At 63.0% G+C, this 21,885-nt stretch carries 18 protein-coding genes; 9 read left to right on the top strand and 9 right to left on the bottom strand.

The window, feature by feature from the left end; translation table 11 throughout:
- Position 1 precedes the first annotated feature (1 nt).
- A complete protein-coding gene (locus AAIL66_RS07345) occupies positions 2 to 1,006 on the top strand; it encodes an ABC transporter substrate-binding protein (RefSeq protein WP_034406791.1) in 1,005 nt (334 codons plus the stop codon).
- A gap of 27 nt (positions 1,007 to 1,033) precedes the next feature.
- Here the strand turns inward: AAIL66_RS07345 and AAIL66_RS07340 are convergent, their stop codons facing one another.
- The 8 genes from AAIL66_RS07340 to AAIL66_RS07305 form a co-directional block, all read right to left on the bottom strand.
- Positions 1,034 to 2,347 carry a cyclopropane-fatty-acyl-phospholipid synthase family protein gene (locus tag AAIL66_RS07340; RefSeq protein ID WP_343496372.1) on the bottom strand — a complete coding sequence of 438 codons (1,314 nt, stop codon included), beginning with the start codon at positions 2,345 to 2,347 and terminating at the stop codon, positions 1,034 to 1,036.
- A gap of 47 nt (positions 2,348 to 2,394) precedes the next feature.
- Positions 2,395 to 3,294 carry a hypothetical protein gene (locus AAIL66_RS07335; protein ID WP_080746056.1) on the bottom strand — a complete coding sequence of 300 codons (900 nt, stop codon included), beginning with the start codon at positions 3,292 to 3,294 and terminating at the stop codon, positions 2,395 to 2,397.
- Positions 3,291 to 4,352, bottom strand: a complete 1,062-nt coding sequence (locus tag AAIL66_RS07330) for a GNAT family N-acetyltransferase (protein WP_343496371.1) — start codon at positions 4,350 to 4,352, stop codon at positions 3,291 to 3,293. The genes AAIL66_RS07335 and AAIL66_RS07330 overlap by 4 nt, the downstream gene beginning before the upstream one ends.
- A 189-nt stretch (positions 4,353 to 4,541) precedes the next feature.
- Positions 4,542 to 5,915, bottom strand: a complete 1,374-nt coding sequence (locus AAIL66_RS07325) for an aminotransferase class III-fold pyridoxal phosphate-dependent enzyme (protein ID WP_034351349.1) — start codon at positions 5,913 to 5,915, stop codon at positions 4,542 to 4,544.
- A 265-nt stretch (positions 5,916 to 6,180) separates the two neighbouring features.
- A complete protein-coding gene (gene recQ / locus AAIL66_RS07320; protein ID WP_034351351.1) occupies positions 6,181 to 8,091 on the bottom strand; it encodes a DNA helicase RecQ in 1,911 nt (636 codons plus the stop codon).
- 137 nt (positions 8,092 to 8,228) lie between these two features.
- Positions 8,229 to 8,963 carry a histidine utilization repressor gene (gene hutC, locus AAIL66_RS07315; RefSeq protein ID WP_223305653.1) on the bottom strand — a complete coding sequence of 245 codons (735 nt, stop codon included), beginning with the start codon at positions 8,961 to 8,963 and terminating at the stop codon, positions 8,229 to 8,231.
- 45 nt (positions 8,964 to 9,008) lie between these two features.
- Positions 9,009 to 10,157: an acyl-CoA dehydrogenase family protein gene (locus tag AAIL66_RS07310; RefSeq protein WP_343496370.1), complete on the bottom strand. Its 1,149-nt coding sequence runs from the start codon at positions 10,155 to 10,157 to the stop codon at positions 9,009 to 9,011.
- 32 nt (positions 10,158 to 10,189) lie between these two features.
- A complete protein-coding gene (locus AAIL66_RS07305; protein ID WP_343496369.1) occupies positions 10,190 to 11,479 on the bottom strand; it encodes a CoA transferase in 1,290 nt (429 codons plus the stop codon).
- Here AAIL66_RS07305 and AAIL66_RS07300 point away from each other — a divergent pair.
- The 6 genes from AAIL66_RS07300 to hutH all read left to right on the top strand — a co-directional run bounded on the left by AAIL66_RS07300 (position 11,458) and on the right by hutH (position 17,685).
- Positions 11,458 to 12,390 (top strand): LysR substrate-binding domain-containing protein, encoded by a 933-nt coding sequence (locus tag AAIL66_RS07300; protein ID WP_080746062.1) that lies wholly within the window; start codon positions 11,458 to 11,460, stop codon positions 12,388 to 12,390. The two genes, AAIL66_RS07305 and AAIL66_RS07300, sit on opposite strands and share 22 nt — an antisense overlap.
- A gap of 261 nt (positions 12,391 to 12,651) precedes the next feature.
- Positions 12,652 to 13,620 (top strand): ABC transporter substrate-binding protein, encoded by a 969-nt coding sequence (locus AAIL66_RS07295; RefSeq protein ID WP_034351357.1) that lies wholly within the window; start codon positions 12,652 to 12,654, stop codon positions 13,618 to 13,620.
- A gap of 17 nt (positions 13,621 to 13,637) precedes the next feature.
- Positions 13,638 to 14,501: an ABC transporter permease gene (locus AAIL66_RS07290; RefSeq protein WP_034351359.1), complete on the top strand. Its 864-nt coding sequence runs from the start codon at positions 13,638 to 13,640 to the stop codon at positions 14,499 to 14,501.
- Complete coding sequence (locus AAIL66_RS07285) at positions 14,501 to 15,280, top strand: ABC transporter ATP-binding protein (RefSeq protein WP_034351586.1); 780 nt, start codon at positions 14,501 to 14,503, stop codon at positions 15,278 to 15,280. Before AAIL66_RS07290 ends, AAIL66_RS07285 begins: the two co-directional genes overlap by 1 nt.
- Positions 15,281 to 15,290: 10 nt before the next feature.
- Positions 15,291 to 16,058: a histidine utilization repressor gene (gene hutC, locus AAIL66_RS07280; RefSeq protein WP_034351361.1), complete on the top strand. Its 768-nt coding sequence runs from the start codon at positions 15,291 to 15,293 to the stop codon at positions 16,056 to 16,058.
- Between the two features lie 67 nt (positions 16,059 to 16,125).
- Positions 16,126 to 17,685 carry a histidine ammonia-lyase gene (hutH, locus tag AAIL66_RS07275; protein ID WP_343496368.1) on the top strand — a complete coding sequence of 520 codons (1,560 nt, stop codon included), beginning with the start codon at positions 16,126 to 16,128 and terminating at the stop codon, positions 17,683 to 17,685.
- A gap of 125 nt (positions 17,686 to 17,810) precedes the next feature.
- Here hutH and hutC (AAIL66_RS07270) read toward each other — a convergent pair whose 3' ends face one another.
- The gene (hutC, locus tag AAIL66_RS07270; RefSeq protein WP_034351364.1) at positions 17,811 to 18,527 is read right to left on the bottom strand and encodes a histidine utilization repressor; all 717 of its coding nucleotides are present in this window, start codon (positions 18,525 to 18,527) and stop codon (positions 17,811 to 17,813) included.
- A gap of 144 nt (positions 18,528 to 18,671) precedes the next feature.
- Here hutC (AAIL66_RS07270) and AAIL66_RS07265 point away from each other — a divergent pair, with 144 nt between their 5' ends.
- Together AAIL66_RS07265 and hutU are read left to right on the top strand one after the other, a co-directional pair.
- Entirely contained in the window at positions 18,672 to 20,141 is a 1,470-nt protein-coding gene (locus tag AAIL66_RS07265; protein ID WP_045839262.1) for a cytosine permease, read from the top strand.
- A gap of 42 nt (positions 20,142 to 20,183) precedes the next feature.
- Complete coding sequence (gene hutU / locus AAIL66_RS07260) at positions 20,184 to 21,881, top strand: urocanate hydratase (RefSeq protein ID WP_045839261.1); 1,698 nt, start codon at positions 20,184 to 20,186, stop codon at positions 21,879 to 21,881.
- Positions 21,882 to 21,885 lie beyond the last annotated feature (4 nt).

The raw sequence follows: 21,885 nt of genomic DNA, 5'->3' as shown, positions 1-21,885 counted from the left end.
CATGTCAGAACATGAAATCCGTTTGTCGGAAGCAGGCTCTTGTGCCGCTTTCAATCGTCGTCAATGGCTGCTTGGCGCTTTGGCGGCAAGCATTCCCATGCTGGGTGAAGCGCAGTCTCAAAGCGCGGTGCAGACCTTGCGTATCGGCTATATCGGTCCTGGAAAGAAGCCTGCTTATGCCACGGGCTGGGCGCTGCAGCAGGGTATCTTGCAGCGGGAGCTGAGCACGTTGGGCTTCTCCCAGGTCGTGACCCGTGTGTTTCCCAATGGACCGGACTTGAACGAAGCATTCATTGCCGACCATCTGGACATCGGCATCTATGGCGACACACCCGCAGTGGTCGCTCATGCGCAAGGCTTTCAAGGTAAGTTACTGGGTTTTGATTGCGTGGGCATGAACACCTGGCTGCTGACCCCCAAGGCTGGCATCAAGACGGTGGAGGAGCTCAAGGGCAAAGTCGTTGGCGTGGCTCTGGGCTCATACATGCACCGCTTTGTGCTGGGTCTGCTCAGGCAGCATGGTTTGAGCGGCAGGGTCAAGGTGGTGCATATGCTGCCGCGCGACGGTGCGCCGGCGCTGGAGCGTGGGGATGTAGCTGCGTTTGCCGCACCTATCAATATGGGGCCGTTGCTGGCGCAGCAAGGCTTTCCGGTTCTGGCAGAGGCTGCGCAGTATCCGACGCTGCTGGGCACATCGGTCATTGTGATTTCTCCCAAACTGCTTGCGAGGTTGCCGCAATTTCCTGCTACCTGGGGCCGTGCACGCAGCATTGCCCTGGGGGAGATTCGTAGCGACAGCGCAGCGTATCTGGCGTTTCATGCCGAGGCCAGCGGTTTCCCGGTGCCTGCGGTCAAAGCCTCTGTGGCATTGAGCAATCTGCCCGCTCAGGCCTATCCGGAGCAAGGCTTGCATTTGATCTCCGAGGCCAAACGCTTCCTGCTCAATGAAAAGCTGGTGCGCAAGGATTTTTCCGTTGAGAGCTGGAAGATTCCCGGGTTTTCATGAGCTTTTCTTCTGACAAGATCATTGGAGTCAAGCGATATTTGCCCTTGCTTCAGTGGGATCTGTCATCGCGGAGACTCTGCATTTCTGTCCGGATTCCCTGGCTTTCAGTGCTGTCTCACGCTCGGCGATATAGCTGCGCGTGAGCGGTACGGCATCCTGCCTGCGCGCCAGCTGAACCTGGAAGATGGCGATGTCCTGATAGCGGAACGCGGTCTCCGACATGGACAGATAGAACTCCCACATGCGGCAGAAGCGCTCGTCATACAGGGCTGCGGCTTCGGCACGGCGTGTCATGAAACGCTCGCGCCACAGGCGCAGGGTCTGGGCATAGTGCAGGTGCAGCACCTCAATATCGCAGATCACCAGCCCCGCGCGCTCTATGGCAGGCGTGAACTCCGACATCGACGGAATATGGCCTCCGGGAAAGATGTAGCGCTCAATCCAGGGATTGTTGAAGTCGGGCACATCGCTGTTGCCGATGAAGTGCAGCAGCATCACGCCATCCTCGCTGAGCAGCTCATGGCATTTGCGGAAGAAGGCGTCATGGAATCTCGTGCCCACATGCTCGAACATGCCGACGGAGACAATGCGCTCGAACGGCCCATGTGTTTCGCGATTCATGTCGCGGTAGTCTTCCAGTCGGTACTCCAGCCGCTCGCCATGGATGGATTGCGAGGCCCTGGACTGCGCGCCGGCCAGTTGCTCCGTGGACAGCGTGATGCCTGTGACATGGCCGGCACCGCCCACCTCGGCCAGATAGCGCGAGAGACCGCCCCAGCCGCAGCCGATATCGAGCACGCGCTGGCCCGGCTCGATCAGCAGCTTGGCGGCGATGTGGCGCTTCTTGGCCAGCTGTGCCGTTTCAAGGTCTTCGTTGCCCTGCTCGAAATAGGCGCAGGAGTACTGGCGCTCGCTGTCGAGAAACAGCTGATAGAGCCGGTCGTCCAGATCGTAGTGATGCGCCACGTTGGCACGCGATTTGCCGCGCAGATTGTTCTGCAGCAAGGGCCGCAGCTTCATGCGCCAGGCATCGAGCAGGCGTACCGTGGCGCTGACGGGCACCTGCCTGGCGCCGCGCAGCACCAGCTCCAGCACGTCGTAGACCGTGCCTTGCTCGACCAGCAGGCGCTGTTGCATGAACAGTTCGCCAAAGTTGAGGTCGGGGTCGCGCAGCAGCGCAAGGACGGCGCGTCTGTCGGCAAAGCGCAGGCGCGCCTGGGGCTGGCCGCCGTCGCCGAAGATCAGCGCCTTTCCTGAGGGAGTGATGACTTCGAGCCGTCCCGTGGTGACCAGAGGTGCAAATGCCTGTTGCAGCAATTTTTCGGTCAACCGATCCAGCATGTCAGCTCCTTGAAGCGAAGTGTTGAAAAGTGGCCGGTGAAATCGCTCTAACTCGTGCTGCTGAGCGCTATGCGCTGTATCAGCCGCTGGTTCAATGCATGCTGCCCGGCCTGCCAGCCGGCCAGCGTAGCAGCGTCAATCTGTGTGTCCTGGCCGTCGCCCGCGCTCATCAGTCGCTTCCACCAGGTGCCATAGTGCCATGACGACACGTCGCCCGTGATGTCACTGCCCGCGATCTGTCCGCGCAGCGCATCGATCAGCTGCACGGCCTGCTCTTCCAGCATCCGGCCCTGGTCCCAGTTGGTGCGCACGACTTCGGCGGCGAACACATCCTTGTCTATGCTCAGATACGTGTCCTGCGGCCAGTCATGCAGATGGCTGGACAGCGCCTGTACCAGCTCCGAGATATTGGCAAAGCTGCGAAACGCCTTGCCCGCGCCCAGGCGCCTGGCCCAGCCGGTGTCCACGCCGCAGCTCCAGTAGGTGAGCTTGCCGGCGCGCAGCGGCCGCAGATAGTTCTCCCAGGCGTGGGCCGAGCCTATGTCCTGCGAGGTAATGCCTGCCACATGGACCTGCGACACGGCCGGGTGCATGGCCACGCGTCGCACCCAGGAGCCGCAGTGCACACCCCAGGGAAAGCGCATATTGTCCGGGTGGTTGTCCAGCACCACCACGCGCAGCGGATGCTTGGCGCTGAAGCCCTTCTGGGCAATGCAGCGCTCGATCAGCGGCCAGCTCAGATGGTGAAAGTCGCCGCTGCCCATGAGCACGGTACCGTGCTGCGCGGGCAGCTGCTCCTGCATGGCCTGGGTGAAGCGCCTGAAGCTGCGCAGGCCGCAGCCAAAGCGCACCAGCTCCTGCCACTGGGCGAGCGCAAGCCGCTTCTCCTGGAGCAGCGGGCCTACCGATTCATCGACATCCAGCACCACAGGTGTTTGTTGCATCATGCCTTGTCACTCCACTGGCGATCGCTTTCAAACAGACCGGAGAAGCGCCGACCCAAGGCGCGCAGCACGGGATTGCGGATGAAGACCAGATGCTGCGTCATGGTGAAGCTGGCGCCGAGCTGGGCCTTGACTTCCGGGTCGGTCCAGCCCGCTACATAGTGGGACAGGCCCCGCTCCAGTGCGTATTCAAGATTGACCATCCAGCTCACGAAATAGAGATTCGCCTCGCGCGCTGCGGGGTAGGACAGGCCTATGTATTTGTCGATCAACCTGCCGTCATGCTCGAAGCACAGATTCCAGCCCAGCAGCGCATCGCTTTGCGCGTCGCGATACTCGAACACCATGCCGCCATTGTCCGCATCGCGCAGCAAGTCGGCAAAGAAGCTGCGCGTGAGTTTGTCGAAGTGAATGTCGCTTTGCGCGTACACCGCATCAAACAGCGCATAGTAGGCATCCACCTGGGCATCAGCGGCAAAGGCTGCGCCGGTAGGGATACGCTGTACGGAGAGCTGTGCGCGGCTTTTGAGCTTGCGCCTGAGGCTGCTGCGGCGGTTTTTGGACAGGCCGGCCAGATACTCGTCCGCACTGGCAAAGCTGATGGGGACATAGGCCAGGGCCTGGCCTTCGAGGGCAATGAACCCTTGCTCCGAAAGCGCGTCAGACAACTCCTGCGCAAAGCAGTTGTCTTCCTCGCTTAGCAAGGGTGATGCCTGCGGCAGATCCTTGACGATGGTGAGCATGGTCCGGCCCGCCACGGCGCGCAGCTGCCGCGCCAGCGTGGCCGCATCCACGCCCTGGGGCAGGGGCGCATACTCGCTGACCGTGCTGCCGATGAAGTCCGTCTTCAGCCTGAGCCTGGAGCTCAGAAAGCGCCCGCCCGGCAACGACAGAAGACGCGCCTTGAGCGCGTCATCTGCGGTGGTCAGCAAATCGAAGGGGGCGGTGAATGCTGGCGCCGGCCATTCCTTCAGCAAGGCAAAGCCTTCTGGAGGATGGTTGGTGAACTGCTGCAGCAAGCCACTGGGTTCGAGCTGGTTGCGGAAATTTTCCGTCGCCATTTCGCCTTTTTGTAGTCGGTTGTGATGGCGCCTGAGTGTGTCTGCAGCGCAGAAAACTGGCACAACCCAAGCAAGAGACAGCGAGCAAGACCTGAGCGGCCCCCGCCGCCGCACAGCGAGGCTGTCGTCCCCCTTCCCGAAGACAGAGGGGGAAGCGGCGGGGCCGCCTAGGCAAAGCCGCTCAGGGGGTTACGCCTTTTTAGCCTTGCTCAGCAACTGATCCAGCAGCACCATGGCTTCGTCGATCTCGCTGCGCGAAATCATCAGCGAAGGCGCGAAGGTGATCACGTTCTTGTAGTAGCCGCCCACGTCCAGCACCAGGCCGCGCTTCTGGCCCTGGTATTCCAGGCCGCCTTCGAGGCCGATGTCCACCATCTTGTCCAGCAGCGCCTTGTTGGGCGTGAAGCCGTCCTCGGTGCAGATTTCGGCGCGCAGCGCCAGGCCCAGGCCGTCCACATCGCCGATTTCCTTGTGGCGCTTTTGCAGCTCCTTGAGGCCTTCGAGGAAGTAGGCACCCGATTCGCGCACCTGACGGCCGAAGTCCATCTCGTGGGTCATCTTCATGACTTCCAGGCCCAGGGCCGTACCCAGCGGGTTGGAGGCAAAGGTGGAATGGGTGGATCCGGGCGGGAACACCGTGGGGTTGATCAGCTCTTCGCGTGCCCACAGGCCGGACAGCGCATTCAGACCATTGGTCAGTGCCTTGGCAAACACCAGTACATCGGGCTTGATGCCGAAGTTTTCCACCGACCACAGCGTGCCGGTACGCCAGAAGCCCATCTGGATTTCGTCGACCACCATCAGCACGCCGTGATCGTCCAGCACCTTCTTCAGACCCTTGAAGAAGTTGGGAGGAGGAACCACGTAGCCGCCCGTGCCCTGAATGGGTTCCACGTAGAAGGCCGCGTATTCGCACTGGTTGGTCTTGGGGTCCCAGACCGCGTGGTATTCGTTCTCGAACTTGCGCGCGAATTCGCGCACGATCTGGTCCGCATACTCCTCGGACGTCATGCCCTTGGGACGGCGGAAGGGGTAGGGGAAGGGGATGAACTGCGCGCGGTCGCTGAAGTGGCCGAAACGGCGGCGGTAGCGGTAGCTGGAGGTGATCGAGGACGCGCCCAGCGTACGGCCGTGGTAGCCGCCTTCGAACGCGAACATCAGGCTCTTGCCGCCGCTGGCGTTGCGCACGACCTTCAGCGAGTCCTCGATGGCTTGCGCGCCGCCCACGTTGAAGTGCACGCGGCCGTCGTGGCCCCATTTGCGCTTGGCGTCTTCAGCAATGAACTTGGCCAGTTCGATCTTGGTGGGGTGCAGATACTGGCTGGCCACCTGGGGCAGCTCCTGCAGCTGCTCGATCATCTTGGCCTCAAGACGCTTGTTCTTGTAGCCGAAGTTGACGGCCGAATACCACATCTGCAGATCGAGGTAGGACGTGCCTGCATCGTCGTACATATAGCTGCCTTCGCAGCCCGTGAAAATCTTGGGAGGATTGACGTAGTGGACGGTGTCGCCAAACGAGCAGTATTTGGCTTCGTCAGCCAGCAATTGGGCAGTATTGATCACAGCAGAAAGCGCTCCGCAAAAATGGATTCAGTCAACGGTATGCGGCAGCAGTGTGCGTTTGCAATATTTCCGGGCTGTCGAGCATTTGTGTGGGAATTGTGGAGAGCTCTGCGTCGGCCGATTTTCAGCGCCGCAAATGGCGGCGACAGATGTCCGGGCGCGCGCAGCTGCCTGCAGCAGCTTGCCCGGCCCTGTTCAAAGTACGGGGCGCGGCTCGCTGCCGCTCGTCGAGGCGGCGTCCAGACCGCTGCCGAATCCGGGCCGATCAGCCCAGTGCCACCACGCGCAGCACCTCGGCGCCATAGGCATCGAGCTTCTTGGTGCCCATGCCGCTGACTCCCTGCAGCTCCTGCAGGCTCTGGGGGTTGAGTTCGGCAATCGATGCCAGCGTGGCGTCGTGGAAGATCACATAGGCCGGCAGATTGTGAGACTTGGCGACTTCGGCGCGCCAGGCCTTGAGATTGATGAAGCGAACCTGTGCGTCGGGACCCAGATTGACCGCAGCTGCATTGGAGGCCGATTTCTTGCCCTGCTTCTTGCTGCGCGATGCGGCCACGGCCTCGCGCAGCTGCACCTGTATCTCGCCCTTGAGCACGGCACGCGAGCCCGCGGCCAGACACAGGGTGTCAAACACATGGCCGCTGTTCTCGCTCACCACCTTGTGCAGGCCCAGGGCACCCGTAGCCAGCAACTGGCGCATCACGGCGCGCAGCTGTGGCTCCGAATACTCCTTGCCGATGCCGAAGGTGGATACCTTGTCATGCCCGTACTGCGTGACCTTGTCCGTCTCCTTGCCGCGCAGCACGTCCATGATGTGGCCCGCACCATAGGTCAGGCCGCTGGCCTCGTGCACGCGGAAGATGGTGGACAGCAGCTTGCGTGCCGCATCCGTGCCATCCCATAGCGCCGGCGGCTCCAGGCAGTTGTCGCAGTTGCCGCAATGGGTGCGGGCAACGGCCTGCAGTGGCTTGCCATCCAGGCTCGGCTCCTGTCCATATTGCTCGCCAAAATAGGCCAGCAGGCGTACGCGGCGGCAGTCGGTGGCCTCGGCCAGACCGAGCAGGGCATCGAGCTTGCCGCGCATCACCTGCTTGAACTGTTCCTCGGCCGGGCTTTCGTCGATCATGCGGCGCTGGTTGACCACGTCGCTGAGACCGTAGGCCATCCAGGCATCGGCGGGCAGGCCGTCGCGGCCCGCACGGCCGGTTTCCTGGTAGTAGCCCTCGATGTTCTTGGGCATGTCCACATGAGCCACAAAGCGCACATCGGGCTTGTTGATGCCCATGCCGAAGGCAATCGTGGCGCACATCACCACGCCTTCTTCGCGCAGAAAACGGTCCTGATGGTTCTGGCGCATGTCCTGGGGCAGGCCTGCGTGGTAAGGCAGGGCATTGATGCCGTTCTGCACCAGGGTCTGGGCCAGCTCCTCGACACGCTTGCGCGACTGGCAATAGACCACGCCGGCCTCGCCCTCGTGCTCGCGTTCGATAAAGCGCAGCAGCTGGTTGCTGACGTCCTTTTTCTCGGCGATCTTGTAGCGGATGTTCGGGCGGTCAAAACTGCTGATGAAATGCTGGGCCGCTTCCAACTGCAGGCGCTCGATGATGTCGGCGCGCGTCAGCGCATCGGCCGTGGCCGTCAGCGCGATGCGCGGCACATCGGCATAGCGCTGGTGCAGCACACTCAGCGCGCGGTATTCAGGGCGGAAGTCGTGTCCCCACTGGCTCACGCAATGCGCTTCGTCGATGGCGAACAGCGACAGCTTGCCCTGGGCATGCAGATCGTCGAGCAGACCCAGAAAACGTGGCGTGTTCAGACGCTCGGGAGCGGCATAGAGCAGGGTGATGTCGCCGCTTTGCAGGCGCAGCTCCACCTCCTGCGTCTCGTCGTAGCTCAGGGTGGAGTTCAGATAGGCGGCGCTGATGCCGGCCTCATGCAGTGCGCCGACCTGGTCGTGCATGAGCGCGATCAGCGGCGAGACCACGATCGTCACGCCATGGCCGAGCTGCTGGCGCGCAATGGCCGGAACCTGGTAGCACAGCGATTTGCCGCCGCCCGTGGGCATGAGCACCAGCGCATCGCCGCCGTTGATGACATGCGAGACGATGGCCTGCTGGGGGCCACGGAATTGCTCGTAGCCAAAAACGGCTTGCAGAATGGATTGCGCGGAAGACACCGGGTACTCTTGAATCGATAGCTGGTAGCGCTTGCTGTATATGGGGAAGAGGCCGATTTGGCCTCTGGTGCAAGCATCAGAACTGGCCCTATTGTGCGCTGCGACCCGGCGCGCTGCCCGGGCCGGGTTATGCGCAATCAGCCAGCCTGCCCTATGGTGGAGGGCGAAAAATGCGCATCCAGCTCGTAGAGATCGGCGGGATAGGTCAGGCGCACAAAGGTGATGGGCAGCTGCCCGGTCCAGGTACGGCGGTCGATCACCAGGCAGGGAAAGCCGGGCTTGATCTCCAGCAGGCCGGCGGTTTCCTCGCTGGCTGCCTCGGCGCGAATGCGGTGTTCGGCCGAGCTCCAGGGCACATGGTTGACCATCCAGGAGCTGGGACTGTGCTCGGTGAACGGCTCGTGCTCGGCGTCCGGCACGGATTCGAGATTGATCAGGCGGTCTTCGATGCAGAACGGACGCGATCCCGCCATGTGCAGGCACAGCACATGGACGATGGAGGCCGGCCGGGCCATGCGCATGGCCTCCATGTCCTCGCGCGTGCTGCGCCTTTGCGTGCGCCCGAGCAGCCTGCTCGAATACTCCTGCCCCATGCCCAGCACCACCTGGCGCAGATCGGGAATCTCCAGCACGGCAGAGCTGGTTTGCGGGCGCGTCACAAAGCTTCCCGCCTTGCGCTTGCGCACCAGCAGACCGGCTTCTGCCAGCTTGTTGAGCACCTTGCTCACCGTCATGCGCGAGCATTGGTAATGGACGGTCAGTTCCATCTCCGACGGGATGCGATAGCCGGGCGGCCAGCGGCCACTGAGAATGTTCTGTTCAATCTCGGTGAGAATTTTTCCGTGCAGCGACATGGAAGAGTGTTTGTCCATGGAGTGGATTACACCAGCAAATCCGGCCGGGTGCCGCTGCGCCTTCTAAGCGTTCAATACGGAGCGTGCAATGATGGTGCGCTGAATCTCGGAAGAGCCTTCGTAGATGCGCAGAATGCGGGCGTCGCGCACATAGCGCTCCAGCGGCATTTCACGGGTATAGCCGTAGCCACCATGGATCTGCAGCGCCTCGTCGGTCACGAAGCCCACCATCTCCGAGGCGAACAGCTTGGCCATGGCCGACTGCTGGGTGAAGGGCTGGCCCTGCTGGCGCAGTGCCAGAGCCTGCATGGTCAGCGCCCAGGCGGCTTCCAGGCGCAGCTTCATGTCGGCCAGCTTGAACTGGATGCCCTGTTTGCTGGCGATAGGCTCGCCGCCCACCAGGCGCTGGTTGGCCCAGTCGGCCGCCGCCATGAGCGCGGCCTCGGCAATGCCCAGAGAGGTCGCCGCCACGTCCAGGCGGCTGTTGTCCAGCACTTTCATGGCGGTCTTGAAGCCGGTTCCCTCGGCGCCGAGGCGATTGGCCGCCGGAACGCGCACGCTGTCCAGCGAAACCTCAAAGGCATGGCCGCCGCGGATGCCCATGAGCTTTTCGGGCGATGAAATCTGTATGCCGGGCAGCTCGCGCGGCACGATGAAGGCGCTGACCCCGCGTGCTGCAGCCTCCGCATCCGTCTTGGCGAACACCACCATGAAGCGGGCTTCTGCCGCATTCGAGATGAAGTGCTTGACGCCCGTGATCAGATAGTCGTCGCCGTCGCGCACGGCCCGGGTACGCATGTCTGCAGGGTGGGAGCCGCCGCGCGGCTCGGTCAGCGCGAAGGCCGCCAGCCATTCCCCGCTGGCGCAGCGCGGCAGCCATTGCTCGCGCTGCGCCTCGTCGCCGCCAATGAGAACGGCATCCGTGCCCAGATAGTGAGCACCGATCATGGACGAGGTCGCGGCACAGGCGCGCGAGATGGCGACCAGCGACATCAGCATGGCGGTGGGGGTGACGCCCGGTCCGCCAAAGCGCTCCGGCAGATTCATGCCCATCACGCCCAGCGCGGACAGGCCGGGCACATGGCGCGTGGCGGAAAAGGCTTCCTCGTCCATGGCCTGGGCCACGGGGGCCAGGGTTTCCTCGGCAAAGCGTGCTACGGCATCGGCAACGGCCTGATCTTCTTCGGTTGCGCCCAGACGAATCAATGACATGGCGGTCTCTCCTTGTTTTCTTGCTATCAAAATCAACCCAAAGCGCCTGCTTCGCGCAAGGCGGCAATGGCGTCCGTGCTGCGGCCCAGCCAGCTTTGCAGCAGCAGCTCCGTGTGTTCGCCCAGTGCCGGTGCGCGTTGCGCACGATTGGGCAGAGCGCCGTTGAAATGCACGGGCTGTGTCGGCAGCTTCAGGCCCGGAAGGCGTTCGTCATCGACCTCGCAGAGCAGGCCACGCGAGCGGATCTGCTCGGAGTTCAGGGCCTGCTCTATGTTCCAGATGGGGGCTGCGGGAACGCCTGCGGCTTCGAGCCGCGCGACCACATCGGCCACGTCGTGCTGCGTGCTCCAGCCCTCCAGCGCGGCGCGCAAGGTGGGCTCGTTGGCCGAGCGCGCTTCGTCGCTGGCAAAACGCGGGTCGCTGGCCAGCTCTGGCAGGTCCATGGCGGCCGCAGTGGCGTCGAACAGCTTCTTGTTGAGCACGGCCAGGGCGTAATGGCCGTCACGTGCCCTGTAGACGCCAAACGGCGCCGAGAGCGGATGCCGGTTGCCCACACGCCGGGCAGGCTGGCCGGTGAACAGATAGCGCGACATCGATGTCGCCAGAAAGCTCAGCGTGGTGTCGAACATGGCGACATCGACATGCTGGCCGACTCCGGTTCTCTGCGCCTGCAACAGGGCGGCCAGTGTCGCCCAGGAAGCAAACAGGCCGGCAACCACATCGCTGACCGCCTCGCCGACCAGGGTGGGTGCGCCTTGAGGCTCGCCCGTGGCCTCCATCAGGCCGCTCATGGCCTGAACAATGATGTCGTAGGCCGGGCGGTGGGCCAGCGGGCCGGTCTGGCCAAAGCCGGAGACGCTGACATACACCAGCCGGGGATTGAGGGCGCGCAGCGTTTCGGGGCCGATGCCCAGGCGCTCGGCGACGCCCGGCCTGAAGTTCTCGACCACCACATCGACCTGCCGGGCCAGCTCATGCACCACGGCGACCGCATCCGCATGTTTGAGGTCCAGCACCAGGCTTTGCTTGTTGCGATTCATGACCGTGAACAAGGCGCTTTGCCCATTCTTCATGGGGCCGATGGCGCGGTAGTCGTCGCCCTGGGGCGGCTCCACCTTCACGACTTCCGCGCCCAGATCGGCCAGCAAGGCCGTGGACATGGGGCCCGCCAGAACCCGGGTGAAGTCCAGGATGCGGATGCCGTCCAGCGGACGGGAGGCAGTTTTTTCGGTTGATGCAAGCATGGGAGTCCTGCTGTTGATCTGAAGCGATGCCTGCATGCTGCCAAAAACATGAATCAATGGAAAATATTCATTTCCCATTCACTGGATTCAAAAAATTGATTCAGATAAATCTGCGCCAGCTCGAATATTTTGTCGCCGCCGCACGCCACGGCAGCACGGCCAAGGCGGCGCTGGCCATCAATGTTTCACAGCCCTCCATCTCCAAGGCGATTGCCGACCTGGAGGCCCAATGGAGCGAGAAGCTTTTTGTGCGCAAACATGCCGTCGGGCTGGACCTGACCGCGGCAGGGCTGGCCAGAAGCCGGGAGGCCCTGAGTCTTCTGGAGGCTGCGCAACTGCTTCAGGAGCCACGCAAGCAGGCGGTTTCCGGCACGCTGAGGCTGGGCTTTCTGAGCACGCTGGGCGCGCTGTGGATTCCGCAACTGCTCACCCAGATGCAAAAGCGCCACCCGTCCATCGACATCGAGTTGATCGAAGGGGACATCGCCTCCCTGACGCGGCAAGTGGAGCGAGGGGAGATCCATGCTGCACTGCAATATGACCTGGGCCTGGCTCGCCCTTTGCTGACCATGCACCCGGTTGCCGCGTTGCCGCCCTATGCCTTGCTGCCTGCCAGGCACGCCCTGTCTGCGGCGCCCAGCGTGAGTCTGGCGGAGCTGGCCCAGTCGCCGTTGCTGCTGATCAACCTGCCTCAGAGCAGAGAGTACTTTCTCTCGCTGTTTCGGGAGGCGGGCGTGGTTCCCACGGTGAACTATGAACTGGCGTCGATAGAGCTGGTGCGTTCCATGGTCGCCAACGGGCATGGCGTCAGCGTTCTGACCACGCGGCCGGTGGTCGACCGAACCCACGACGGCAAGCGGCTGGTCTGCAAAAGAATCAAGGGCCGCGTCGCCAAGCAGGCCGTGGTGCTGTCGGTGCCCAGGAGCAATGCCTCGGCGCTGATTGCACCATTTCTGACCGTGGCAAAAAGCGTGATTGCACCCGACTAGCGCAACGCTGGGGCTGTTTTGGTGCGCGCCCACAAGGCCGGCGGAGGCGGCTCGCGGGCGAGCGAATTGGCACATAGCTTGCTTTTGTGGATTGTTGACTCATGTCTATACAGCTGGGAAATACGGTAACTATGGCGCTCGGGTAAGCCTGTATATACATGTTCAATCAGCAATCGCAAACTTCGCTGTCTGCACTGTCGTGCAAGGCTTGAAGTCCGCATCAACAACCGAACTGCTTTGGCATCGACCGAGGAGAGTCCCATGAAATCGACACGTCGCGTTCCAATCTGGCAACTGGCATTAGCCGCAACCGTTCTAGTGTCTGCTGCACAACATGCAGCGGCTCAGGAGACCAAGATCGTCCTGGGCATGTCGGGATGGACAGGCTTTGCGCCGCTGACGCTCGCGGACAAGGCCGGGATCTTTAAGAAGAACGGCCTCAATGTCGAAATCAAGATGATTCCCCAGAAGGACCGGCATCTGGCGCTGGCCTCGGGGGCCGTGCAATGCGCCGCCACCACCGTGGAGACGCATGTGGCCTGGAACACCAATGGTGTGCCGATCGTGCAGATCTTCCAGATGGACAAGTCCTTTGGAGCGGACGGCATTGCCGTGCGCAACGACGTCAAGAACTTTGCCGATCTGAAAGGCAAGACCGTCGCCGTCAGCGCGCCGGGTACGGCTCCCTACTTCGGGCTGGCCTGGATGCTGAACAAGAACGGCATGACCATGAAGGACATCAAGACCGTGTCGCTGGAGCCCCAGCCTGCGGCACAGGCCTTTGTCTCCGGTCAGAACGATGCGGCCATGACCTATGAGCCCTACCTGTCCACGGTGCGCGCCAACCCTAGCGCAGGCAAGATTCTGGCCACCACCATCGACTACCCGATGGTGATGGATACCGTGGGCTGTGATCCCAAGTGGCTCAAGGCCAACACGGCAGCCGCCAAGGCGCTGACCCAGTCCTATTTCGATGCCATCGCCATGATCAATTCCGACAAGGAAAAGAGCTACGAAATCATGGGCGCGGCCGTCAAGCAAAGCGGCGAGCAGTTCGGCAAGTCGGCAGCCTTTCTGAAATGGTCGGACAAGGAGGCCAATCAGAAATTCTTTGCCAGCGACCTGCTGCCTTTCATGAAGGAGTCTGCTGCCATCCTCAAGGAGGCCGGCGTGATTCGCAGCATTCCTGAGAACTACGGCGTCATGTACGACGCCAGCTTCATCAAGTAAGCGCAAAGAGGTTGCACATGGAAGCGGTATCACCTTCTATCAAGTCTGCATCACCCGCATCGGTTCAGGTGGCATCGCCTTCCGTGAGGCCGGCTCGCCGGCGCTACATGGCCCCTCTGGAGCCTGTCAGCCCCAAGGCCAAATGGCTGCTCGGCACGGGCTTCTTCGTGCTGTTCCTGCTGATCTGGTCGGCCGTCACCTTTGGCGGACTGGTCTCGCCGACCTTTCTCGCCAGCCCGCTGACGATGCTGCGCGAAGGCATTTTGCTGTTCACGGAGTTCGACTTTCATCATGACATCGGCATGACCGTATGGCGCGTCATGGGGGGCTTCATATTGGCCAGCGTCGTGGCCGTGCCGCTGGGCATTGCCATGGGGGCCTGGAAGCCCGTGGAGGCGTTCTTCGAGCCCTTTGTCTCGTTCTGCCGCTACCTGCCCGCCTCGGCCTTCATCCCGCTGCTGATTCTCTGGGCCGGCGTGGGCGAAGCCCAGAAGCTGCTGGTCATCTTCATCGGCTCGGTGTTCCAGATCACCCTCATGGTGGCCGTGACCGTGGGCGGTGCGCGCAAGGACCTGGTGGAGGCCGCCTACACACTGGGCGCCAGCAATACCGGCATCGTCAAGCGGGTGCTGATTCCCGGTGCCGCCCCGGGCATCGCGGAAACCCTGCGCCTGGTGCTGGGCTGGGCCTGGACCTACGTGATCGTCGCCGAGCTGATCGGCTCGTCCTCGGGCATCGGGCACATGATCACCGACAGCCAGGCGCTGCTCAATACCGGACAGATCATCTTCGGCATCATCATCATCGGGCTCATCGGTCTGGTGTCGGATTTCATCTTCAAAACCGTCAACCGTCGCATGTTCGAATGGAGTTCCCTGTGATGAACCAGCTGTCCATTCAAGGCGTTTCGCGCACCTTCACCAGCCACAAAGGCGTCAGCACCCAGGCCTTGCTGCCGGTGGATTTCGAGGTCCGGGAGAACGATTTCGTGACCATTCTCGGCCCCTCGGGCTGCGGCAAATCGACGATGCTGCGCATTGTTGCGGGTCTGGATTTTCCGACGACAGGGCAGGTGCTGCTGGACGGGAAACTGGTGCAGGAGCCTGGCGCCGACCGCGGCATGGTGTTCCAAAGCTACACCTTGTTCCCCTGGCTGACCGTGGCGCAGAACATCCGCTTCGGGCTGCGCGAGAAAGGCGTGAGCGAAGCCATTCAGAAAGAGCGCAGCGACTACTTCATTGCCAAGGTGGGTTTGCGCGGGTTTGAGAATCACTATCCCAAGCAGCTGTCTGGAGGCATGCAGCAACGCACGGCGATCGCGCGTGCGCTGGCCAACGATCCCAAGATCCTGCTCATGGACGAGCCCTTCGGTGCGCTGGACAACCAGACCCGGGTTCTGATGCAGGAATTGCTGCTGGGCATCTGGGAGGCCGAGCGCAAGACGGTGATGTTCGTGACCCACGATATCGATGAAGCCATCTTCATGGCCAATCGCGTGGCCGTGTTCAGCGCGCGTCCGGGCCGCATCAAGGCAGACATTCCGGTCCATCTGCCGCACCCGCGCCACTACACCGTCAAGACCTCGCCCGAGTTCATGGAGCTCAAGGCCCGGTTGACGGAAGAGATTCGCGCCGAGTCACTGGCTGCGGCTGCTCACTGAGGCCTGCATCATGAATGTCCGAGACCCTGCACAGCGCAAACCGGCTCCTGCCGCCCAGATGCCGCTCGCGCTGTACCAGCAGGTCAAGGACCATGTGCTGCGCAAGATCGGCGACGGATCGCTGGCCGCCGGTGCGCGCGTACCTTCCGAGCAGGAGCTGGTGAACGAGTTCGGCGTGGCGCGCATGACGGTGAACCGTGCGCTGCGCGAGCTGGCCGAGCAGGGCGTGATCGTGCGTGTGGCGGGGGTCGGCTCCTTCGTGGCCGAGGAAAAGCCGCAATCGACCCTGCTGCGCATTGCCAATATCGGTGAAGAGATCACCCAGCGGGGGCATGACCATCGCTTCGAGCTGCTCGACATGCGCCGCGAGTCCGCCTCGCCCGAGGTCGCTGCGGCGCTGGACCTGGCGGTCGGCGCCTCGGTCTTTCACCTGCACGGCGTGCACTTCGAAAACGAGCTGCCGGTCCAGATCGAAGACCGCTATGTGAACCCCCGCCTGGTCCCCGACTTCATGGACCAGGATTTCTCTGCCGTGCAACCCTCGGTCTATCTGGTGCGCAATGTGCAGTACGACCAGATCGAGCATGTGGTCGATGCGATTTTGCCTACGGCCGAGCAGGCCCGGCTGCTGCAGATGGCTCTCGACCAGCCTTGCCTGATGCTCACGCGCCGTACCTGGCTGCGCGGCGTCCCTATCACCTGGGTGCATTGCGTGCATCCGGGCATGCGCTACCGACTCGGTAGCCGTTTCCGAACCGATTCAGTGCACGGCGGCTGATCCCGGCCAGGCCCTTGAATCCCTCAGTACGTTTTTGTTTCTCTTGACTGTATAGACAGGTATAGCCATGAACACGACCACCACCCAAGAGCTCTCGAACTCCGAACTGGAACTGCATCCCGGCGAACTCACGCTGGCTCAGCTGCGCCGCATTCAGGACGGCGGCATGCAGCTCAGCATGGCGCAGGCTGCCTATGGCGCCATGCGCAAGGCCGAGGCGCATGTGCAGCACATCGTCGATGAAGACCAGGTGGTCTACGGCATCAATACCGGTTTCGGCAAGCTGGCTTCGACCAAGATCGCCCATGAGCGTCTGGCCGAGCTGCAGCGCAATCTGGTGCTTTCGCACAGTGTCGGCACGGGCGAGCCGCTGCCGGACCATGTGGTGCGCCTGGTTCTGGCCACCAAGGCCGTGAGTCTGGCCCGCGGGCATTCGGGAGCCCGCACGGCGTTGGTGGACGCGCTGCTGGCCCTGGCCAATGCCGATGTCCTGCCCGTGATTCCCTCCAAGGGGTCGGTAGGGGCTTCGGGCGATCTGGCGCCTCTGTCGCACCTGGCCTGCGTGCTGATCGGCGAGGGGCAGGCCAAGGTGGGCGGCAAGCTCGTTTCCGGCCGTGAGGCCATGCAGCATATCGGCCTGGAGCCCTTTGTGCTCGGCCCCAAGGAAGGGCTGGCGCTGCTCAATGGAACCCAGGTTTCCACCTCGCTGGCGCTGGCCGGCCTGTTCCAGGCCGAAAGCGTGCTGGCCGCAGGACTGGTCGCAGGTTGCCTGACGCTGGAAGCCATACAGGGCTCCATCAAGCCCTTCGATGCGCGCATCCACGCGGCACGCGGCCAGCAGGGACAGATCGCCGTGGCGGCTGCCGTGCGCTCGCTGCTGGACGGCAGCGCCATCGACCCCTCGCACCCCAATTGCGGGCGCGTGCAGGACCCCTATTCCATCCGCTGCGTGCCGCAGGTCATGGGCGCCTGCCTGGACAATCTCAGCCATGCCGCGCGCGTGCTGGTCATCGAAGCCAATGCAGCCTCGGACAATCCGCTGGTGTTCGATAACGGCGACGTGATTTCGGGCGGTAACTTTCACGCCGAACCCGTGGCTTTCGCCGCCGACATCATGGCCTTGGCGATCGCTGAAATCGGCGCCATCTCCGAGCGTCGCATGGCCTTGCTGCTGGACACCGGACTATCGCGCCTACCGGCCTTTCTGATCGAGGACAGCGGCGTCAACTCGGGCTTCATGATCGCCCAGGTCACGGCGGCTGCCCTGGCGGCCGAGAACCAGTGCCTGGCCCATCCCAGCAGCGTGACCAGTCTGCCCACCTCGGCCAACCAGGAAGACCATGTCTCCATGGCCACCTATGGCGCGCGTCGCCTGGCAGACATGGTCAGGAACACGGCCGTGATCGTGGGCGTGGAGGCCATGGCCGCAGTCCAGGGCATGGACTTCGACCGCCGGCTCAAGAGCTCGCCGCTGATCGAGGAGCAGTACGCGCTGATCCGCAGTCAGGTGCCCTATCTGGACAAGGACCGCTATCTGGCCCCCGATATCGAAATCATGCGTCTGTGGGCGCTGGAAACCGCCTGGCCCGAGGTGTTGCAGAGCATTCTGCCGAGCACGGAGCGCTGAAACTGCTGCCTACAACCCACACCGCAAAAATCGCCGGTGCCCCAGGCCAGGGGTGCCGAGCAAGAGCCGCCTCGCAGCGAGGGCGCCGTCCCCTTGGGGGAAGGCGGCGCAGCCGCTCAGGGGGATCAGAAATTTCCCGCGAACTGGTAGCGCGAAGCCGGGTGCCACAGGGCCGAAACCGAGGCCACCTGGCCTTGGGAGCGGGTTCTGCGGCGCAATACCAGACAGGGTTCGGTGACCTCCATGCGCAAAAGCTCCGCCACCTCGGCCGTGGGCATGCTCGCTTCGATGGAGAAATTCACGCCCTGCAGCGGAGCCACGCGCACCAGGTAGGCATTGGGCGTCTGGCTTGCAAAGTCCTGGCTCAGATAGTCGGGAGCCACGGCCGGATTCACATAGCGGTCTTCGATCTGGATGGGGACATCGTTCTCGAAGTGCACGACCACGGAGTGAAACAGATGGGTGGCGGCGCTCAGCTCGAACTGGCGCAGCAGGGCGGCATCGACCTTGCAGCGCTCGAGCCGCTGCAACTCCCCCCGGTGCCGGTGGCCGCGTGCGCCAATTTCGTCGGCGATATTGCGCAGCTCCACCAGGGTGGCCTGGTACTTCTGCTGGGCCACGAAAGTGCCCGAGCCCTGGACACGCGTCAGTGTCTTTTCGTCGCTGAGCTCGCGCAGCGCGCGGTTGACGGTCATGCGCGCCACATTGAACTGCTTGACCAGGGCGGCCTCGCTGGGAATGGCCTGGCCTTCCTGCCATACGCCACTTTGAATCTGCTGCAGCACATGGTCTTTGATGCGCTGGAACGCAGGTACGGCGGCGGTGGTATCGGTTCGCGACATAGGGTTTGTGTGGATCAGAAAAGCTGTCTAGATGATTGACGTGGGTTGGAGTAAATCACAAAATTCGTCTATACAACTTTGCGAAAATAAATGAAAGTTGTTCGGACATATAAGAGACATCCAGAGGGATTGACGGAGCAATTCATGAGTATTGATACAGCAACGCTGGGTTCCTCTGGCGCCATAGAGACCAGAACCATAGACATGGTTCCGGAGAGCGAGCGCCACGGCTCGCCCTCCAGCCAGTTCACCCTCTGGTTCGGAGCCAATTGCCAGATCACGGCCATTGTCGACGGAGCGCTGGCCATCGTGTTCGGCGCCGAGGCCATGACGGCCATCATCGGTCTGCTGATCGGCAACATTCTCGGCGGCATCGTCATGGCCCTGCATTCGGCCCAGGGCCCGCGCCTGGGCCTGCCCCAGATGATTTCCAGCCGCGTGCAGTTCGGCGTCAAGGGCGCGGCCCTGCCGCTGCTGCTGGTGATCCTCATGTACCTGGGCTTCGCGGCCACGGGCACGGTTCTCTCGGGCCAGGCCATCAACCGCATGTTCGATTTCTCGGCCCCGCAGACCGGCATGATCATCTTCGGCACGCTGACCGCTATCGTGGCCGTGGTGGGCTATCGCCTCATCCACGTGCTCGGCCGCGTGGCCACGGTGATCGGGCTGCTGGGCTTTGCCTACCTGGCCGTGCGCCTGGGCATGCAGTACGACGTGGCCAGCGCCTTCGGTCAGAAGCCCTTCACCTGGGCGAGTTTCCTGCTCACCATCGCGCTGTCGGCCGGCTGGCAGATGACCTTCGCGCCCTACGTCGCCGACTACTCGCGCTACCTGCCGTCCAACACGCCTACGTCGCGGGCCTTCACCACCACCTTCATGGGCAGCGTGATCGGCGCGCAGATCGCCATGACGCTGGGCGTGCTGGTCGCCGCGCTGGGGGGCCAGTTCCTGAAGAACCAGGTCGGCTTCATCGGTGATCTGGCTGGTCCGGCCGCCATCGTGATCTACCTGGTGATCGTCTCGGGCAAGCTCACGGTGAACTGCCTCAATGCCTACGGCGGCTTCATGACCATCCTGACCACGGTCAGCGGCTTCAACAACAAGACGCAGATCTCGCCCGTCGCGCGCATCGCCTACATCGTCGGCTTCGTGCTGCTGTCGCTGGTGGTGGCCTTGCTGGCCAGCGCCGATTTCCTGAACAACTTCAAGAACTTCGTGCTGCTGCTGCTCGCCGTCTTCGTGCCCTGGAGCGCGGTGAATCTGGTGGACTACTACCTGGTGTCCAAGGAGCGGGTCGACATTCCCGCGCTATACGACCCCCAGGGCCGTTATGGCAGCTACAACTTCATGGCGCTGGGTTGCTATGTGCTGGGCATCCTGGTGCAGATCCCGTTCCTGAACCAGGCGCTGTACAAGGGTCCGCTCGCCTCCATGCTGGGCGGTGCCGACATCTCCTGGATCGTCAGCCTGCTGGTGACATCGCTGGTGTACTACCCACTGGCCAAGCGGTCCATGAAGGTGCCTGCGGCCATGATCTATCCCAAGTGCAGCCCGGCCCCAGCCGTCGAGCCCGACTTCTACGCCGAGGCAACCCGCTTCCGCGCCGAGCCGTAACGCCTTTTCCATATTCTCTCCATTACTGTCAAAGGAGCAGCCATGACTACCCCTACCGATTCGCGCATCGACCCCACCCGCGTCATCCGCGCCCCTCGCGGCAACCAGCTCAGCTGCAAGAACTGGCTGACCGAAGCGGCCTACCGCATGATCCAGAACAACCTCGACCCCGAGGTCGCCGAGAACCCGCAAGCCCTGGTGGTCTACGGCGGCATCGGCCGCGCCGCCCGCAACTGGGAGTGCTACGACCAGATCCTGGCGTCCCTCAAGGAACTCAATGAGGACGAGTCCCTGCTGGTCCAGTCGGGCAAGCCTGTGGGCGTGTTCAAGACCCATCCGGGCGCGCCCCGCGTGCTGATCGCCAACTCCAACCTGGTGCCCAAGTGGGCCACCTGGGAGAAGTTCAACGAGCTGGATCGCAAGGGCCTGTTCATGTACGGCCAGATGACGGCCGGCAGCTGGATTTACATCGGCAGCCAGGGCATCGTGCAGGGCACTTTCGAGACCTTTGTCGAAGCCGGTCGCCAGCACTACAACAACGACCTGACCGGCAAGTGGATTCTCACGGCCGGCCTGGGCGGCATGGGCGGCGCCCAGCCCCTGGCCGCCACGCTGGCCGGCGCCTGCTCGCTGAACATCGAATGCAAGCAGTCCAGCATCGACTTCCGTCTGCGTACCCGCTATGTGGACAAGCAGGCCAAGGACGTCGACGACGCGCTGGCCCTGATCAAGCATCACACCGAAAAGGGTGAGGCGGTCTCCATCGCGCTGTTGGGCAATGCCGCTGAAATCCTGCCCGAGCTGGTCAAGCGCGCCAAGGCCGGCGGCCCCAAGCCCGACATCGTGACCGACCAGACTTCGGCCCACGACCTGATCAACGGCTACCTGCCCGTGGGCTGGACCGTGGCACAGTGGGAAGCAGCCGCTGCCGACCCCAGCCAGCACGCCAAGCTGACCAAGGCCGCGGCCCAGGGCTGCGCCGTGCATGTGCAGGCCATGCTGGACTTCCAGGCCATGGGCATCCCCACGGTGGACTACGGCAACAACATCCGTCAGGTGGCCTTCGACGAGGGTGTGAAGAACGCCTTCGACTTCCCCGGTTTCGTGCCCGCCTACATCCGTCCGCTGTTCTGCGAGGGCAAGGGCCCGTTCCGCTGGGTGGCGCTGTCGGGCGACCCCGAGGACATCTACAAGACCGACGCCAAGATCAAGGAGCTGTTCCCCGAGAACAAGCACACCCACCGCTGGCTGGACATGGCGCGCGAGCGCATCGCCTTCCAGGGCCTGCCCGCACGTATCTGCTGGCTGGGTCTGGGCGAGCGCCACAAGGCGGCCCTGGCCTTCAATGAAATGGTCAAGAACGGCGAACTCAAGGCCCCCATCGTCATCGGCCGCGACCACCTGGATACCGGCTCCGTGGCCAGCCCCAACCGTGAGACCGAAGCCATGAAGGACGGCACGGATGCCGTCTCCGACTGGCCGCTGCTCAACGCCCTGCTCAACACTGCCGGCGGCGCCACCTGGGTCAGCCTGCACCACGGCGGCGGCGTGGGCATGGGCTACTCGCAGCACTCCGGCATGGTCATCGTGGCCGACGGCACCGATGAAGCCGCCGCGCGGCTGGCGCGCGTGCTGGTCAACGACTGCGGCTCGGGCGTGATGCGCCATGCGGACGCAGGCTACGAGCTGGCCATCGAGACCGCACGCAAGCAGGGCCTGAAGCTGCCCATGGTGAAGTAAGCGC

It is taken from the genome of Comamonas sp. F1-6, from assembly GCF_039581415.1.
GTDB classification, from domain to species: Bacteria; Pseudomonadota; Gammaproteobacteria; order Burkholderiales; family Burkholderiaceae_C; genus Comamonas; species Comamonas thiooxydans.
Note: the sequence above shows the minus strand (reverse complement) of the source record. Positions and strands in the feature narration are given on the sequence as shown.